We start from the raw sequence: 16,480 nt of genomic DNA on the forward strand, positions 1-16,480 counted from the left end.
GCTTTTTAGCAAGGGTTTGTATATCCGGTCATTCTCTTCCGGGGCTCAGGTTTACTGATGCTGGGCTTGGCAGAAAAGGAATCAACGCTAGGGGCGTGAACTGAAAGGGCTTCCTGTTGTTGGCTTGCTAGCGATGCAGGTGCCGCATGCATGCGAGCGCTTCATGGGGGCGTTGTGTGGCGTGAGGGTGGAGGGTGGAGGGTGGCGCTCTTTTTATGGCGTCAAACCCTTGATTTTATTGGGCTGGCACGATGCCAGTAAAAATTTTCAAAAAATCCCTAAAGCAACGTGCCTTGACGACGATAACTATTACGAAGGTTCTCTAGGCCAAACCCGGCGGTTGCCAAGGCCGGAAGCCGCAGTATCCCACAAACGAGGAATTCGTCATGGCATTAACCGTAAACACCAACGTCACTTCGCTGGGCGTTCAGAAGAACCTGAACCGTGCTTCCGACGCGCTGAGCACCTCGATGACTCGTCTGTCTTCCGGCCTGAAAATCAATAGCGCCAAAGACGACGCTGCTGGCCTGCAGATCGCTACCCGTATGACCTCGCAGATTCGCGGTCAGACCATGGCTATCAAAAACGCCAACGATGGTATCTCCATCGCCCAGACTGCTGAAGGCGCGATGCAAGAGCAGACCAATATTCTGCAGCGTATGCGTGAACTGGCTGTTCAGTCGCGTAACTCCTCTAACAGCACTCAAGATCGCGCTGCGCTGAACAAAGAGTTCGGGCAGATGTCTGATGAGCTGACTCGTATTGCTAACAGCACGCAACTCAACGGCAAGAACTTGCTGAATACTACGGCGACAATGACCTTTCAGGTTGGTTCCAATACCGGTACTGAAAACCAGATTTCCATCACCCTGGCTGATCTGACTGCCGCCACTCTGTCTGTTGGTACTGGCGCAATTGCAATTTCCGGTGCTGACTCCGATATCGCTGCTAACTTCAGTGCTGCTGTCGACAAGATTGATGCTGCTTTGCAAACAATCAACACCACTCGTGCTGACTTGGGTGCTGCGCAAAACCGTCTGACTAGCACCATCAACAACCTGCAAAACATCAACGAAAACGCCGAAGCTGCTCGTGGTCGTGTACAGGACACAGACTTCGCTGCCGAAACTGCCCAGCTGACTAAGCAGCAAACTCTGCAACAAGCGTCGACTTCGATCCTGGCTCAAGCCAACCAGCTGCCATCTGCCGTACTGAAGCTGCTTCAGTAATCGCCTGATGGTTATCGGCGGGGGAGTGCGTTTTTGGCGCTCCCCCGCCTTTTGCATTAAGAGGTGACAGACATGGATATGAGCGTGAAGCTGAACCAGTCTTACCCGGCGGTGCGACCCACCGAGCAGGTCGCCGAAAAAGCCACGGCAAAACAGAGTGAGCCGTCGCGGGATACAGCCGACAAGGGTGTGCCCGATACCGATAAGGTGAAGAGCGCTGTCAAGGAAATCGAAAAATTCCTGGCCTCAAACCGACGAAATCTCGAGTTCTCCACGGACGAAGAATCCGGCAAGATTGTGGTCAAAGTCATCGCTAGCGAGACAGGTGAACTGGTTCGCCAGATTCCCTCGGAAGAAGTCTTGAAGATTGCTAATAGCCTCAGCGATGTAAATAGCCTGCTGTTCAACGCGAAGGCCTGAACTGGCAGACTTACCATGTGTTCGCTAGTCTCGCTGGGCTAGGGAAGCGCGAAACCTAGAGGGATTAAGAATGGCAAGTCCAATTACCTCCACTGCAGGCATCGGCTCGGGGCTGAATATCAGTTCGATCGTCGAGGCGCTGGTCAACTCCGACACGGCCGCCAAGCAGGCCCAGATTACCCGGCAGACGACCAACAACAAGGCCTATATCTCCGGTGTAGGTGCGCTCAAGAGTGCGCTGGCAGCTTATCAGGCTTCCATGAAGAAGCTGAATGACAGCACAGCGCCTGCATTCAATGCCTATGCTGCCACGTCTGCCAATGAGAGTGTTCTCAAGGCTACGGCAAGCAACACTGCAGTTCCCGGTACCTATGAAGTCAATGTCTCCCAATTGGCGACGGGCTCCAAGGTGGCCAGCAGGTTGTATACGACGGCCGAAGGTGGTGCTGCGACCCCGATTCCGAAGGGCGACCTGACCATTGAGCAGAACGGCAAGACCTATACGGTAAGCATCGGTGATGGCGCCACGCTGCAGAGCGTGCGTGACTCGATCAACGACGCCCTTGCAGTGAACGGCATCAGTGCGAACATCATCAATGAGGCGGGTGGTTCGCGCCTAGTGTTGGGCTCGACGACTACCGGTGCTGGTTCAGATATCAAGGTGACGGGGGGGGCTACTGGCATTAGTATCGATGGTACCAAGCCCATGGCTACCAATGGTTCCGGTTACATTAGTGCGCTTGCTCAGGACGCGAAACTGACCATTGACGGTCTGGCTGTCACGAGCAAATCCAATACCGTCGAGAATGCTATCAGTGGTATTACGCTTGATCTCGTTGCAGTGAGCTCGGGCGCGGCTACCACTAAGGTAACAGTCGGTGCCAACAATGACGGGCTGAAAGCTTCGGTGCAGCAGTTCGTCGATGCTTACAATACGATGGTCAAGGCGGTCAATGCGCTGACGGCGACCAGTACAGATGCCGATGGCAATACGGTGCTCGGTTCGCTCACCGGTGACCCTACCACTCGTTCACTATTGGCGGATATTCGTAGTGAGTTGGCGACCATTGGTTCAGGTGATCGCCTCACATCGCTAAGTCAGTTGGGTATTAATACGCAAAAAGACGGTACGCTTGAGTTCAATGGCACCAAATTCACCGCTGCCATGAATGACAAGAAGCTGGGCAGTGAGGTGCAGGAGCTGTTCACGGGTACCAATGGTGTCTTTGAGCGGATGAACAAAGCGATTGATCCCTACATCAAGACTGATGGTGTTCTGACTTCGCGTACCAATAATCTGAATGCGCTGCAGAAGCGGCTTGATCAGCAGCAAGAAGACCTTGATCGTCGTGTCGAACTGCTCACAGCTTCGCTGACCAAGAAGTACATCGCCATGGATACCGTGGTGGGCAAGCTCAAGGCGCAAGCCAACAGCATCACCTCGATCTTTGATGCGATCACTGCGCAGCAGAAAAACTCCTGATCGATTGGCGGTGCCAAAAGCCCGGCGTCACCCTTGGGGTGTGCCGGGCTTTTTGCGTTGTGGCTAAAGTTTTTTGACACGCTGTCGATATAGCCGGTATACGAACCCTTTTGTGTGACGAGGTAGAACATGAACCCTATGTTGGCCCTTCGGCAGTACCAGAAAGTTAACGGCCAGGCGCAAACCTCCGAGGCTAGCCCGCACCGTTTGGTACAAATGTTGATGCAGGGCGGCCTGGACCGTATTGCTCAGGCCAAGGGCGCCATGGCGCGCAATGATATTGCCCAGAAAGGCATCCTGATCGGCAAGGTCATCGGTATTATCGGTGGCTTGCGCGAAGGCTTGGATCTGGAAAATCATGCCGATTCACTGGCGGACCTGGACAGCCTGTATGCTTACATGAGCAAGCGTCTGGTCGAGGCCAATGTGCAGAACGATCCGGAAATTCTCAACGAGGTCGCTCGTTTGCTGATTACCGTCAAGGAAGGCTGGGACGCAATTGGCGAATAATTCGCTTGCGCCGAGGAGGTTGTGATGAGCGCCGTGCTCGAGCGTATTGAACAAACCCGCGATGCATTGCTGGGTGCATTGGCCAACCGTGATTGGGATGCGATTAGTGATCTGGATGTGAATTGCCGTCTTTGCGTCGATGATGTGCTGGGCGAGCCAGAGCTGGATGAAGCTGTGCTGCGCATCAAACTTGAGGAGTTGCTCGGTGTCTACCGGCAATTAATTGAGGTTGCAAGTGGTGAGCGTCAAACAATAGTCGATGAACTGGCACAGATCCGACAAGCCAAAAACGCGGCAAAGGTATACCATCTCTTCACTTGACGCTGGCCGATTCGAGAAAGAAGTGCGCCATAAATTTGACTGTGTGCGGCTTTTTGACTTAACTAGTGGCTGTTTTCTAAATGTTGACGTCCAAGCACTGACAGTTCAGTCGGAATGATGTCGAGCAAGCCCTGTACGTGGGGCGCTGAGTTGACTAGGGAAGTTGCTATTGCATGTGGCGTGAAACCAAAATTCTCCTGATCGATGACGACAGTGTTCGCCGCCGCGATTTGGCGGTGGTCCTGAATTTTCTCGGCGAAGACAATCTGTCCTGCTCAAGCCAGGACTGGCAGCAGGTCGTCGAGTCGTTGTCATCCAGTCGTGAAGTACTTTGCGTCCTGATTGGTGCTGTGAATGCTCCGGCAAGTCTTTCGGGCTTGCTTAAGACAGTGGCGGCCTGGGATGAGTTCCTTCCCGTGTTGCTATTGGGCGAAATTTCTTCGGCCGACCTGCCCGAAGAGTTGCGCCGCCGCGTGCTGTCCAGTCTTGAAATGCCGCCCAGCTACAGCAAATTGCTGGACTCGTTGCACCGTGCCCAGGTGTATCGCGAGATGTACGATGCCGCCCGTGAGCGTGGCCGACAGCGTGAACCGAACCTGTTTCGCAGCCTGGTCGGCACCAGCCGTGCAATCCAGCATGTGCGGCAAATGATGCAGCAGGTGGCCGATACCGACGCCAGTGTGTTGATCCTGGGCGAGTCGGGCACCGGTAAGGAAGTGGTGGCACGCAACCTTCATTACCATTCCAAGCGTCGCGAAGCGCCGTTTGTGCCGGTCAACTGCGGGGCGATCCCGGCAGAGCTGCTGGAAAGCGAATTGTTCGGCCATGAGAAGGGCGCCTTTACCGGTGCAATCACCAGCCGTGCCGGGCGTTTCGAATTGGCCAATGGCGGCACCCTGTTCCTTGATGAAATTGGCGACATGCCGCTGCCGATGCAGGTCAAGTTGCTGCGGGTGTTGCAGGAGCGAACCTTCGAGCGCGTGGGTAGCAACAAGACCCAGAGCATCGACGTGCGAATCATTGCGGCTACTCACAAGAACCTCGAGAGCATGATCGAGGTGGGCTCTTTCCGCGAAGACCTGTACTACCGGCTTAACGTTTTCCCGATCGAGATGGCTCCCCTGCGAGAGCGTGTCGAAGACATCCCGTTGTTGATGAACGAGTTGATCTCGCGCATGGAGCACGAAAAGCGTGGCTCTATCCGCTTCAACTCGGCGGCGATCATGTCGCTGTGCCGCCACGGTTGGCCGGGCAACGTCCGCGAGCTGGCCAACCTGGTCGAACGCATGGCGATCATGCACCCTTATGGGGTGATCGGGGTTTCCGAACTGCCCAAGAAGTTCCGTTATGTCGATGATGAAGACGAGCATCTGGTTGACAGTTTGCGCTCCGATCTTGAGGAGCGCGTGGCAATCAATGGGCACACGCCGAGCTTCTCCCATCACGCCATGCTGCCGCCTGAGGGGTTGGACCTCAAGGATTACCTCGGCAGCCTCGAGCAGGGCTTGATTCAGCAGGCGCTGGACGATGCCAGTGGTGTAGTGGCACGTGCTGCGGAGCGTTTGCGTATTCGGCGTACCACCCTGGTCGAAAAAATGCGCAAGTACGGCCTGAGTCGACGTGAGGGTGACGAGCAGGCAGAAGATTGACGCCTGGCGGGTGGCGACACGGGCAGAACACCTGCTGTCGCCACCAATGCCCCCATTTTTTGCAGGGCTGTAGAGCCCGTCACCCTTGGCTCCTGCCGCTCCTTCAAGGGTTCGTGGTCTTGTCTTGAAAGTTATCCGGCACGGCTATTGCTATACCGCTGGCAACATACCGTTTTATGACGGTCAGCCACGCGAGAGTGCACGATGCCCCACGCCGCTACCATCTCCAGTCTCCCTGAGGTGAAGGGAGCGAACACCTCTGAGCAGGACAGTCGTAATGGTCTTGAGCAGGCCTTTGCCCTGTTCGACCAGATGTCTACGCAGCTCAGTCAATCCTACAACCTGCTTGAGGCGCGCGTCACCGAGCTCAAGGGTGAGTTGGCGGTGGTCAGTGCCCAGCGAATGGCAGAGCTGGCCGAGAAAGAGCGTTTGGCCAACCGCCTGCAGAATCTCCTGGATTTGCTGCCGGGTGGCGTCATTGTAATCGATGGGGCGGGGCGGGTGCGTGAAGCCAACCCGGCCGCACGTGAACTGCTGGGCGAGCCGTTGGATGGTGAGCTATGGCGTCACGTGATCGCTCGCAGCTTTGCGCCGCGTGAAGATGACGGTCATGAAGTGTCGTTGCGTGATGGTCGACGTCTGTCGATTGCTACCCGCTCGCTGGATGCCGAGCCGGGTCAGTTGGTGCTGCTCAACGACCTGACTGAAACCCGTCACCTTCAGGATCAGCTTGCACGTCATCAGCGTCTGTCGTCGCTGGGGCGCATGGTCGCTTCGCTCGCTCATCAGATTCGTACCCCGTTGTCGGCGGCCCTGCTGTACGCCAGTCACTTGGCGGATCAGACCCTGCCTGCGCACACTCAGCAGCGCTTCGCCAGTACGCTGAAGGAGCGTTTGCACGAGCTGGAGCATCAGGTGCGCGACATGTTGGTGTTCGCGCGGGGCGAGCTGCCGTTAACTGATCGCCTGACACCCAAGGCACTGTTTCAGGTCTTGCAGCAGGCGGCGCAGCCCCAGGTTCAGGGGCATCTCGTGCGCTGGCAGTGCGACAGCCATCTGGGCGATCTGTTGTGCAACCGCGATACGTTGGTGGGGGCGTTGCTCAACCTGATTGAAAACGCTGTGCAGGCCAGTGCGGGCCAGGCCCGTTTGAAAATTCACCTGTACCGCCGAGAGCAGCTTTTGCATGTGTGCGTGAGTGATGCTGGGTCTGGTATCGATGCGGGGTTGCTCGCGCGCTTGGGTGAGCCGTTTCTGACCACCAAGGCGACCGGCACCGGTTTGGGCTTGGCGGTAGTCAAGGCGGTGGCGCGTGCGCACCAGGGTGAGTTGCAGTTGCGCTCGCGTCCCGGGCGAGGCACCTGTGCCCGTGTCAGCTTGCCGTTGATCGGTGCGCAGGAGGGTATGGCGTGACGGCAATCAAGGTGTTGCTGGTCGAGGATGATCGGGTGCTGCGCCAAGCGCTTGGCGATACCCTGATGCTCGGTGGTTTCGACTATCTGGCGGTGGGCTCGGCAGAGGAAGCGCTGGCGGTGGTTGCTGAACAGGCCTTCAGCCTGGTGGTCAGTGATGTGAACATGCCGGGCATGGATGGTCATCAGTTGCTGGAGCTGTTGCGGGCGCGCCATCCGCAGTTGCCCGTACTGTTGATGACCGCCCATGCCGCCGTTGAACGTGCGGTGCAGGCCATGCGCCAAGGGGCTGTCGATTACCTGGTCAAGCCATTCGAACCTCGCGCCTTGCTGGATCTGGTAGGGCGCCATGCCGTGGGCGCGTTCGACAAGGCAGAGGGCGATGGGCCGGTGGCGCGTGAGCCTGCCAGTGCGCAACTGCTGGAGTTGGCGGCGAAGGTTGCGCGCAGTGATTCTACGGTGCTGATTTCTGGTGAATCCGGTACCGGCAAAGAGGTGTTGGCGCGCTACATTCATCAGCAGTCGCCGCGGGCCAGTCAGCCGTTTGTGGCGATCAACTGTGCGGCGATTCCCGACAACATGCTTGAAGCAACCTTGTTCGGGCATGAGAAGGGATCATTTACCGGGGCCATTGCTGCTCAGGCGGGGAAGTTCGAGCAGGCGAATGGCGGTACCTTGCTGCTCGATGAGATTTCCGAGATGCCGCTTGGCCTGCAGGCCAAGCTTTTGCGTGTGCTGCAGGAGCGCGAGGTGGAGCGGGTTGGCGGGCGTAAGCCGATTGCGCTGGATATTCGCGTAGTTGCAACCACCAACCGTGATTTGGCCGGTGAAGTGGCGGCTGGACGGTTCCGCGAAGACCTCTACTATCGCTTGTCGGTGTTTCCCCTGGCCTGGCGCCCCTTACGTGAGCGCAGTGCCGATATTCTGCCGCTGGCCGAGCGCTTGCTGGCGCGCCACGTCAATAAAATGAAACACGCTCCGGTGGTGTTGTCGCCCCGTGCGCAAGCGTGCCTGCAAGCGTATCCGTGGCCTGGCAACGTGCGGGAGCTGGACAATGCTATTCAGCGTGCGCTGATTCTGCAGCAGGGTGGCGTGATTGAGGCTGAGGATTTTTGCCTGGCCGGCGCTTTGCCCACACTGACGCCAACTGCAGTCGAGCCACAGTCGAGTGCGCCGTCGCTGAGCGCGCCCGAAGCCACTGGGTTGGGTGATGACTTGCGTCGGCATGAGTTCCAGATGATCATCGACACCCTTCGCGCCGAGCGCGGTCGCCGCAAAGAGGCCGCCGAGCGATTGGGCATCAGCCCGCGAACCCTGCGTTACAAGCTTGCGCAAATGCGTGATGCGGGGATGGATGTCGAAGCCAGCCTGTACGCCTCGGGCGGGTAACGCCGCGTTTATTTAGAGTTTTTATTCGGCTCGCACACGTAGCTGGCACTCTTGTTGCTGAGTCCAGCGTATCCGCTGCGTGAGTGTCAAAAAAATGCGGGCCGTCGGAGAGAGAAGTCCATGAGCCAAGGTGTTGAATTTAATCGATTGATGTTGGACATGCGCGCCATGCAAATGGACGCGATGTCCATGCCCAAGGCTGCGGCGCCAGCGTCTGAGCTTGGCTCCAGCAATTTTGCCGACATGCTCGGCCAGGCGATCAACAAGGTCAGCGACACCCAGAACGCGTCTACGCAACTGGCCAACGCGTTTGAAGTCGGCAAGAGCGGCGTCGACCTCACCGACGTCATGATCGCTTCGCAGAAAGCCAGTGTTTCCTTTCAAGCCTTGACCCAGGTGCGCAACAAGCTGGTGCAGGCCTATCAAGACATCATGCAGATGCCGGTTTAAGGGCGAGATTGAGTCATGGCCGAAGCAGTCGTCGATAACGTGCCAGCCAACAGCAGGCCACCAGCACCCAAGCCACCCCTGTTCGGCTTGTCGTTTCTGGAAAATATTTCGCAGATGCCGGTATTGCGTCAGGTCGGCTTGCTGGTCGGCCTTGCCGCGAGCGTTGCGATTGGCTTTGCCGTGGTGCTCTGGTCGCAACAGCCCGACTACCGTCCGCTGTATGGCAGCCTCACCGGCATGGACACCAAGCAGGTCATGGAAACACTGGCCGCTGCTGACATTCCGTACAACGTCGAGCCCAATTCGGGCGCATTGCTGGTCAAGGCCGAAGACATTTCCCGTGCCCGGATGAAACTGGCCGCTGCGGGTGTAGCGCCGAGCGATGGCAATGTCGGTTTCGAAATCCTCGACAAGGAACAGGGGCTGGGGACCAGCCAGTTCATGGAAGCGACCCGCTACCGTCGCGGCCTGGAAGGTGAGTTGGCACGGACCATTTCCAGCCTGAGCAACGTCAAGGGTGCGCGGGTCCATCTGGCCATCCCGAAAAGCTCGGTGTTCGTGCGCGATGAGCGCAAGCCCAGTGCCTCGATTCTGGTTGATTTGTACCCAGGGCGTGGCCTGGAGCCTGGCCAGGTGATGGCCATTATCAACCTGGTAGCAACCAGCGTACCGGAGCTGGAAAAGTCTCAGGTCACCGTGGTTGACCAGAAGGGCAACCTGCTCTCCGATCAGGTGCAGAACTCTGAACTGACCATGGCCGGCAAGCAGTTCGATTACAGCCGCCGCATGGAAAGCATGCTGACCCAGCGCGTACACAACATCCTGAACCCAGTACTGGGCAATGACCGCTACAAGGCTGAAGTGTCCACCGACGTCGACTTCAGTGCTGTCGAGTCGACCTCTGAGCAGTTCAACCCGGACCAGCCTGCCCTTCGCAGCGAGCAGTCGGTCAACGAACAGCGCTCGAGCAGCATGGGCCCGCAAGGTGTGCCTGGGGCGCTGAGCAACCAGCCGCCCGGCCCAGCTTCTGCGCCACAGCAGACCGGCCAGGCACAGGCCGCCGCTGGCATGATTCAGCCAGGGCAGCCGCTGCTTGACGCCAACGGTCAACAGGTCATGGACCCGGCAACCGGCCAGCCGATGCTCGCACCGTACCCGGCAGACAAGCGTCAGCAGTCGACCAAGAACTTTGAGCTGGACCGCTCCATCAGCCATACCCGTCAGCAGCAGGGGCGTCTGACGCGCCTGTCGGTAGCGGTGGTGGTCGATGATCAGGTCAAGCTCGATCCTGCGACCGGCGAAGCCACGCGTACGCCTTGGGGCGCCGAAGATTTGGCGCGCTTTACCCGACTGGTCCAGGATGCGGTGGGCTTTGATGCCAGTCGTGGTGACAGCGTCAGTGTGATCAACGTGCCGTTCGCTGCCGACCGTGGTGAAGAAGTCGTCGATATTTCGTTTTACTCACAGCCCTGGTTCTGGGACATCGTCAAGCAAGTGCTCGGCGTGCTCTTTATCCTGGTGCTGGTATTTGGTGTGTTGCGCCCTGTGCTCAACAACATCACCGGTAATGGCAAGCAAGCTGCTGGCGATAGTGACATGGAACTGGGCGGTATGATCGGTCTGGATGGCGAGTTGGCCAATGACCGGGTAACCCTTGGCGGTCCGCAAAGCATTCTCTTGCCGAGCCCGAGCGAGGGCTATGATGCTCAGCTCAATGCAATCAAGAGCCTGGTGGCCGAAGACCCGGGTCGCGTGGCCCAGGTCGTGAAAGAGTGGATCAACGCCGATGAGTGATAACAGAGCGGTTACCGCCAAACTGACCCGTGTCGACAAGGCCGCTATTCTGCTGTTGTCGTTGGGTGAGACTGACGCAGCACAAGTGTTGCGACACATGGGCCCCAAAGAGGTCCAGCGGGTCGGTGTGGCCATGGCGCAAATGGGCAACGTGCATCGCGAGCAAGTCGAGCAGGTGATGAGCGAGTTCGTCGAGATCGTCGGCGACCAGACCAGCCTCGGCGTCGGCTCCGACGGCTACATCCGCAAGATGCTCACCCAGGCGTTGGGCGAAGACAAGGCCAACGGCCTGATCGACCGCATTCTGCTGGGCGGCAACACCAGTGGCCTGGACAGCCTGAAGTGGATGGAGCCGCGTGCTGTAGCCGATGTGATCCGTTACGAGCACCCGCAGATTCAAGCCATTGTCGTGGCCTACCTCGATCCGGATCAGGCTGGCGAGGTGCTGAGCAACTTCGACCACAAGGTGCGCCTGGACATCATCTTGCGGGTATCGTCACTGAATACGGTTCAGCCAGCGGCGCTCAAGGAACTGAACCAGATCCTCGAGAAGCAGTTCTCGGGCAACTCCAATGCTGCCCGGACAACGCTGGGTGGTATCAAGCGTGCTGCGGACATCATGAACTTCCTCGACAGCTCCGTCGAAGGCCAGCTCATGGACGCGATCCGCGATGTGGATGGCGACCTGTCCGAGCAGATCGAAGACCTCATGTTCGTCTTCAACAACCTTGCCGACGTCGACGACCGTGGCATCCAGGCGCTGTTGCGCGAAGTGTCCTCCGACGTGCTGGTTGTTTCGCTCAAAGGTGCTGATGAGCGGGTCAAGGACAAGGTCTTCAAGAACATGTCCAAACGTGCCTCGGAGCTGCTGCGTGACGACCTTGAGGCCAAGGGGCCGGTTCGCGTCAGCGATGTCGAAGCGGCACAGAAGGAAATCCTCACCATTGCCCGACGCATGGCCGAAGCCGGAGAGATCGTGCTTGGCGGCAAAGGCGCCGAGGAAATGATCTAACGACCCGCACGCCGGTGTCGGCCTTTTTCGGGCCGGCGCCAGCGGTGGGATCAATGCGATGCCGGTAGGTGCGCGGTGTCTGCATCGCTGGCACGCCAGTGCCGATACGGTGCTTTATTTTGAGCGCGTGGAATCATGTCGACCAACGAGCATTTAACTGAACTGATTCGCGCTGGCGACCTGGAAGCATTCGATCGCTGGGCTTTACCTTCGTTCGACCCGGAGCCAGAACCCGAGCCCGAGCCGGAACCCGAGATCGTCGAAGACGAGATCGAGGAAGTGCCGCTGGAGGAGGTCCAGCCGCTGACCCTGGAGGAGTTGGAGAGTATCCGTCAGGAGGCTTACAACGAGGGGTTCGCTACCGGTGAGCGTGAAGGTTTTCACAGTACCCAGCTCAAGGTTCGGCAAGAAGCCGAAGTGGCCCTGGCCGCGAAGCTGGCCAGTCTTGAACAACTGATGAGCAACTTGCTTGAGCCGATTGCCGAGCAGGACGTCCAGATCGAAAAGTCCCTGGTGCACCTGGTTGCGCACATCACTCGGCAGGTCGTTGGTCGCGAACTGCGCACCGACTCCAGTCAAATTACCCATGTATTGCGCGAAGTCCTGAAGCTGCTGCCGATGGGGGCGGAGAACATTCGTATTCACGTCAATCCGCAGGATTTCGAATTGGCCAAGGCGCTGCGCGAGCGCCACGAAGAAAATTGGCGCCTGCTTGAAGATGAAGCGCTGCTGCCGGGTGGTTGCCGCATCGAGACCGCCCAGAGCCGCATTGACGCGACCATGGAAACCCGTATCGAGAAGGCCTTGGCACAACTGTTCGATCAGTTGCACGATCAGAGCCTGCACCCGGCAGCGCCAGACCTGACCATCGAGTTGGACACCCCCGATGCGCCTTGACCGTACCAGCTTCGGCAAGCGCCTTGGCACCTATGCCGAGGCAATTGCCTTGCCGTCACAGCCGGTTGTCGAAGGGCGCTTGTTGCGCATGGTTGGCCTTACGCTGGAGGCCGAGGGCCTGCGTGCTGCCGTCGGCAGCCGGTGTGTGGTCATCAATGACGACAGCTATCACCCGGTGCAGGTTGAGGCCGAGGTCATGGGCTTTTCCGGCGGCAAGGTGTTTCTGATGCCGGTCGGCAGCGTGGCGGGTATTGCGCCAGGCGCGCGGGTAGTGCCGCTGGCTGAGAGCAGTCGCCTGCCGATGGGTATGAGCATGCTCGGGCGGGTGCTTGATGGTGCCGGTCGTGCGCTGGACGGCAAGGGCGGCATGCGGGCTGAGGATTGGGTGCCGATGGACGGCCCGACGATCAACCCGCTCAACCGCGACCCGATCAGCCAGCCTCTGGATGTCGGCATCCGCAGTATCAATGGCCTGCTCACGGTGGGTCGTGGCCAGCGTCTCGGGCTGTTCGCCGGTACCGGCGTGGGCAAGAGTGTGCTGCTGGGCATGATGACCCGCTTTACCGAAGCCGACATCATCGTTGTGGGGCTGATTGGTGAGCGGGGGCGTGAGGTCAAGGAGTTCATTGAGCACATCCTGGGTACTGAGGGGCTGAAGCGCTCTGTCGTCGTGGCCTCGCCTGCCGATGATGCACCGCTGATGCGCTTGCGGGCTGCCATGTACTGTACGCGTATCGCCGAGTATTTCCGCGACAAGGGCAAGAATGTCCTGTTGCTGATGGATTCGCTGACACGTTTTGCCCAGGCGCAGCGGGAAATTGCCCTGGCCATTGGCGAGCCTCCGGCGACCAAGGGTTATCCGCCCTCGGTGTTTGCCAAACTGCCTAAGTTGGTGGAGCGCGCCGGTAATGGCGAGGCTGGTGGTGGCTCGATTACTGCGTTCTATACCGTGTTGTCCGAAGGTGACGATCAGCAAGACCCGATTGCGGATTCGGCGCGGGGTGTACTCGACGGCCACATCGTGCTGTCGCGGCGGCTGGCTGAAGAAGGGCATTACCCGGCCATTGATATCGAGGCCTCCATCAGTCGTGTGATGCCGCAGGTGGTCAGTCCTGAGCACATGGGGCAGGCCCAGCAGTTCAAGCAGTTATGGTCACGCCTTTCGCAAAGCCGCGACCTGATCAGTGTCGGCGCCTACGTTGCCGGGGGCGACCGCGAGACCGACCTGGCGATTTCGCTGCAACCGAAGTTGGTGCACTTCCTGCGCCAGGGGTTGAACGACAACGTCAGCCTCGCTGCGAGCGGCGAACAGTTGGCCAGTGTGTTCGCGCCTGTCGCGCCGGGCTGATAGATCATGGCCCAGCCCAGTCGAGCGGCGCGTCTTGCGCCCGTGGTGGAAATGGCCGAGAACAATGAGCGGCAAGCGGCTCAGCGACTCGGTCAGTTTCAGCAGCAGGTGAACATGGCACAGGCCAAGCTGGCCGAACTCGATCGTTTTCGCGAAGAGTATCAGCAGCAGTGGCTGCAGCGCGGCGGGCAGGGGGTCACGGGTAACTGGTTGATGGGTTACCAGCGTTTTCTTAGTCAGCTGGACACGGCCATGGCCCAGCAGCATCAGAGCCTCACCTGGCACAAAAGCAACCTGAACAACGCCCGCGCTACCTGGCAGCAGGCCTATGCGCGGGTTGAAGGGTTGCGCAAGCTGGTGCAGCGCTACATAGACGAAGCGCGGATGGTTGAGGACAAACGCGAGCAGAAATTGCTCGACGAATTGTCCCAGCGCCTGCCTCGACATGATCGTTACTGATCTTTGACCGCGGTTCGGGTTGCCGTTGTGGGGGGAGGCTGCTACACCTTCTTGTGTCTGCAATTGCCATCATCGAAGGAATCGCAAAATGGCTGTGGAATCCGAGCTCTCCCAGGACGGGAAATTGACCATTCGCGTTAAAGGTCGGTTTGACTTCGGCAGGCATAGGGAATTTCGAGAGGCATACGAGCACCTAAACTCCGCTCCGCGCACTGTCGTGGTCGACCTCAAGGAGGCGACCTATCTCGACAGTTCTGCGCTGGGGATGTTGTTGCTGCTGCGCGACCATGTGGGTGGGGACGAATCCCGGGTCAGCATGGTCAATACCAGTTCGGATGTGCGCAAGATCCTGGCGATTTCCAACTTTGACAAGCTGTTCGACATCAGTTGAGCGTTAGTATGCCAAGCCAGGATATCTTGACGGTGCTGATCGCCGAAGACAGTGCGACTGATCGGTTGCTGCTGGCCACTATTGTTCGCAAGCAAGGGCATCAGGTATTGATGGCCGAAGACGGCGAGCAGGCGGTGGCTGTGTTTGCTGCGCAGCGACCGCACCTGGTACTGCTCGACGCGTTGATGCCGGTCATGGATGGTTTTGAGGCGGCGCGCAGGATCAAGCTTCTGGCCGGCGAAACCTTGGTACCTATCATTTTCCTGACCTCGCTAAGTGAAGAACAGGCGCTGGTGCGTTGCCTGGAGGCGGGTGGGGATGACTTTCTGGCCAAGCCGTATAGCCAGGTGATTCTGGCGGCCAAGATCAAAGCCATGGAGCGCACGCGTCGTTTGCAGGAAACGGTGCTTGAGCAGCGAGACCAGCTTGCCCATCATCACCGTCACTTGCTCAATGAGCAGCGGGTAGCGAAGGCCGTATTCGATAAGGTGGCGCATGCCGGCTGCCTTGGCTCGCCGAACATCCGTTTCCTGCAATCCCCTTATGCGCTGTTCAATGGCGACTTGATGCTGGCTGCCTTTACGCCGTCTGGGGATATGCATGTGCTGCTGGGCGATTTCACGGGCCATGGCTTGCCTGCCGCCGTAGGCGCCATGCCCTTGGCGGAAGTGTTCTACGGCATGACGGCCAAGGGGTACGGCCTGGCGGAAACCTTGCGTGAGATGAATGCCAAGCTCAAGCGCATCTTGCCGGTGGACATGTTCTGCTGTGCCGTGCTGCTCAATATGAGTTTTCAGCGGCGTACGGTGGAGGTCTGGAACGGCGGGATGCCTGATGCCTACCTGCTGCGGGTCGGTGGCGGTGAGCCGTTGCCGCTGGTGTCGCATTTTCTGCCGCTGGGTGTTCTTCCGCCTGAGCAGTTCGATGAGCATACGCAGGTACTGCCCATGACGGTGGGTGATCGCCTGTTTCTACTCAGTGATGGGGTTGTTGATACCCGTGATGACAATGAGCAGTTGTTCGGTGTCGAGCGCTTGCGTGAGGTGCTCATTGCCAATCGGGTGCCGGAGCAGTTGTTTGACGATATTCAGATGGCGTTGGCACGTTTTGGTGGGCATCCACGTGATGACGTCAGCATGATGGACCTGTGCATGGTCGAGCATCACGCGCTGTCGCTGCCGCCGCTGGCGTACACCGACAGCGGGCAGTCCAGCCCGTTGGACTGGTCGCTCAATCTCGAATTTCGTGCCGAAAGCCTCAAGCGCTTCAACCCGCTGCCTTTCCTGTTGCACCTGCTGCAGGAAATTCACGGTTTGCGCGCCCAGAGTAGCGAACTGCACAGTGTGCTCAGCGAGTTGTACTCCAATGCGCTGGAGCACGGCGTGCTGGCGCTTGATTCAAGGCTCAAGCGAGATGCCTGTGGGTTTACCGAGTACTACCGCGAGCGAAACAGACGTCTACAGGCCTTGCAGGAAGGCTGCATCCGGCTGCGTCTGCAGGTGGAGCCGGCCGCCTCGGGCGGGCGGCTGACCATCGAGGTCGAAGACAGCGGTGCGGGCTTCGATGTCGAGCGCGTCCTTGGCTGTTCGCAGGGCGGGCATGGGTTTTATGGCCGGGGCCTGAGCTTGATACGTGGTTTGAGCCAGCAAGCGCAATGGTTTGATGGCGGGCGTCGTGCGTGCGTAGTGTTCGCTTGGGTGTCTGAGGCATAATCAA

16 protein-coding genes are annotated in these 16,480 nt (G+C 58.6%); all 16 read left to right on the forward strand.

The annotated features are described in order from the left end of the window. Nucleotides 1-386: 386 nt before the first annotated feature. A complete protein-coding gene (locus tag CS390_RS07375; RefSeq protein ID WP_099773912.1) occupies nucleotides 387-1,229 on the forward strand; it encodes a flagellin domain-containing protein in 843 nt (280 codons plus the stop codon). Between the two features lie 72 nt (nucleotides 1,230-1,301). Continuing rightward, on the forward strand, nucleotides 1,302-1,649 hold the full coding sequence (locus tag CS390_RS07380; protein ID WP_099773913.1) for a flagellar protein FlaG: 348 nt from the start codon (nucleotides 1,302-1,304) through the stop codon (nucleotides 1,647-1,649). Nucleotides 1,650-1,719: 70 nt separating this feature from the next. Further along, nucleotides 1,720-3,132, forward strand: coding sequence for a flagellar filament capping protein FliD (gene fliD, locus CS390_RS07385; RefSeq protein WP_099773914.1), 1,413 nt, complete (start codon nucleotides 1,720-1,722; stop codon nucleotides 3,130-3,132). Nucleotides 3,133-3,261: 129 nt separating this feature from the next. Next, nucleotides 3,262-3,642, forward strand: a complete 381-nt coding sequence (gene fliS, locus CS390_RS07390) for a flagellar export chaperone FliS (protein ID WP_099773915.1) — start codon at nucleotides 3,262-3,264, stop codon at nucleotides 3,640-3,642. Between the two features lie 24 nt (nucleotides 3,643-3,666). Further along, a complete protein-coding gene (locus tag CS390_RS07395) occupies nucleotides 3,667-3,963 on the forward strand; it encodes a flagellar protein FliT (protein ID WP_099773916.1) in 297 nt (98 codons plus the stop codon). Between the two features lie 173 nt (nucleotides 3,964-4,136). Beyond that, a complete protein-coding gene (locus CS390_RS07400; RefSeq protein WP_099773917.1) occupies nucleotides 4,137-5,612 on the forward strand; it encodes a sigma-54 dependent transcriptional regulator in 1,476 nt (491 codons plus the stop codon). 204 nt (nucleotides 5,613-5,816) lie between these two features. Next, a complete protein-coding gene (locus CS390_RS07405) occupies nucleotides 5,817-7,025 on the forward strand; it encodes a PAS domain-containing sensor histidine kinase (protein WP_099773918.1) in 1,209 nt (402 codons plus the stop codon). Further along, a complete protein-coding gene (locus tag CS390_RS07410) occupies nucleotides 7,022-8,413 on the forward strand; it encodes a sigma-54 dependent transcriptional regulator (protein ID WP_099773919.1) in 1,392 nt (463 codons plus the stop codon). The genes CS390_RS07405 and CS390_RS07410 overlap by 4 nt, the downstream gene beginning before the upstream one ends. Nucleotides 8,414-8,533: 120 nt before the next feature. Then, entirely contained in the window at nucleotides 8,534-8,863 is a 330-nt protein-coding gene (fliE, locus tag CS390_RS07415) for a flagellar hook-basal body complex protein FliE (RefSeq protein WP_065759985.1), read from the forward strand. A gap of 15 nt (nucleotides 8,864-8,878) precedes the next feature. Further along, the gene (fliF, locus tag CS390_RS07420; RefSeq protein WP_099773920.1) at nucleotides 8,879-10,657 is read left to right on the forward strand and encodes a flagellar basal-body MS-ring/collar protein FliF; all 1,779 of its coding nucleotides are present in this window, start codon (nucleotides 8,879-8,881) and stop codon (nucleotides 10,655-10,657) included. After that, a complete protein-coding gene (gene fliG, locus CS390_RS07425) occupies nucleotides 10,650-11,669 on the forward strand; it encodes a flagellar motor switch protein FliG (protein ID WP_065759987.1) in 1,020 nt (339 codons plus the stop codon). Before fliF ends, fliG begins: the two co-directional genes overlap by 8 nt. A gap of 135 nt (nucleotides 11,670-11,804) precedes the next feature. Beyond that, nucleotides 11,805-12,566 (forward strand): flagellar assembly protein FliH, encoded by a 762-nt coding sequence (gene fliH, locus CS390_RS07430; RefSeq protein WP_099773921.1) that lies wholly within the window; start codon nucleotides 11,805-11,807, stop codon nucleotides 12,564-12,566. Beyond that, nucleotides 12,556-13,914: a flagellar protein export ATPase FliI gene (gene fliI, locus CS390_RS07435; RefSeq protein ID WP_099773922.1), complete on the forward strand. Its 1,359-nt coding sequence runs from the start codon at nucleotides 12,556-12,558 to the stop codon at nucleotides 13,912-13,914. Before fliH ends, fliI begins: the two co-directional genes overlap by 11 nt. 6 nt (nucleotides 13,915-13,920) lie before the next feature. Continuing rightward, nucleotides 13,921-14,373: a flagellar export protein FliJ gene (gene fliJ, locus CS390_RS07440; protein ID WP_099773923.1), complete on the forward strand. Its 453-nt coding sequence runs from the start codon at nucleotides 13,921-13,923 to the stop codon at nucleotides 14,371-14,373. Nucleotides 14,374-14,461: 88 nt separating this feature from the next. Next, a complete protein-coding gene (locus CS390_RS07445) occupies nucleotides 14,462-14,764 on the forward strand; it encodes an STAS domain-containing protein (RefSeq protein ID WP_099773924.1) in 303 nt (100 codons plus the stop codon). 8 nt (nucleotides 14,765-14,772) lie between these two features. Beyond that, nucleotides 14,773-16,476 carry a fused response regulator/phosphatase gene (locus tag CS390_RS07450; RefSeq protein WP_099773925.1) on the forward strand — a complete coding sequence of 568 codons (1,704 nt, stop codon included), beginning with the start codon at nucleotides 14,773-14,775 and terminating at the stop codon, nucleotides 16,474-16,476. The last annotated feature ends 4 nt before the right edge of the window (nucleotides 16,477-16,480 follow it).

The organism is Pseudomonas sp. HLS-6 (assembly GCF_002753995.1).
Classification (GTDB): Bacteria; Pseudomonadota; Gammaproteobacteria; order Pseudomonadales; family Pseudomonadaceae; genus Aquipseudomonas; species Aquipseudomonas defluvii.

Coding starts and splice junctions, on each gene's coding strand:
- CS390_RS07375 (WP_099773912.1), top strand. CDS start 387: ATGGCATTAACCGTAAACACCAACGTCACTTCGCTGGGCGTTCAGAAG.
- CS390_RS07380 (WP_099773913.1), top strand. CDS start 1,302: ATGGATATGAGCGTGAAGCTGAACCAGTCTTACCCGGCGGTGCGACCC.
- fliD (WP_099773914.1), top strand. CDS start 1,720: ATGGCAAGTCCAATTACCTCCACTGCAGGCATCGGCTCGGGGCTGAAT.
- fliS (WP_099773915.1), top strand. CDS start 3,262: ATGAACCCTATGTTGGCCCTTCGGCAGTACCAGAAAGTTAACGGCCAG.
- CS390_RS07395 (WP_099773916.1), top strand. CDS start 3,667: ATGAGCGCCGTGCTCGAGCGTATTGAACAAACCCGCGATGCATTGCTG.
- CS390_RS07400 (WP_099773917.1), top strand. CDS start 4,137: ATGTGGCGTGAAACCAAAATTCTCCTGATCGATGACGACAGTGTTCGC.
- CS390_RS07405 (WP_099773918.1), top strand. CDS start 5,817: ATGCCCCACGCCGCTACCATCTCCAGTCTCCCTGAGGTGAAGGGAGCG.
- fliE (WP_065759985.1), top strand. CDS start 8,534: ATGAGCCAAGGTGTTGAATTTAATCGATTGATGTTGGACATGCGCGCC.
- fliF (WP_099773920.1), top strand. CDS start 8,879: ATGGCCGAAGCAGTCGTCGATAACGTGCCAGCCAACAGCAGGCCACCA.
- fliG (WP_065759987.1), top strand. CDS start 10,650: ATGAGTGATAACAGAGCGGTTACCGCCAAACTGACCCGTGTCGACAAG.
- fliH (WP_099773921.1), top strand. CDS start 11,805: ATGTCGACCAACGAGCATTTAACTGAACTGATTCGCGCTGGCGACCTG.
- fliI (WP_099773922.1), top strand. CDS start 12,556: ATGCGCCTTGACCGTACCAGCTTCGGCAAGCGCCTTGGCACCTATGCC.
- fliJ (WP_099773923.1), top strand. CDS start 13,921: ATGGCCCAGCCCAGTCGAGCGGCGCGTCTTGCGCCCGTGGTGGAAATG.
- CS390_RS07445 (WP_099773924.1), top strand. CDS start 14,462: ATGGCTGTGGAATCCGAGCTCTCCCAGGACGGGAAATTGACCATTCGC.
- CS390_RS07450 (WP_099773925.1), top strand. CDS start 14,773: ATGCCAAGCCAGGATATCTTGACGGTGCTGATCGCCGAAGACAGTGCG.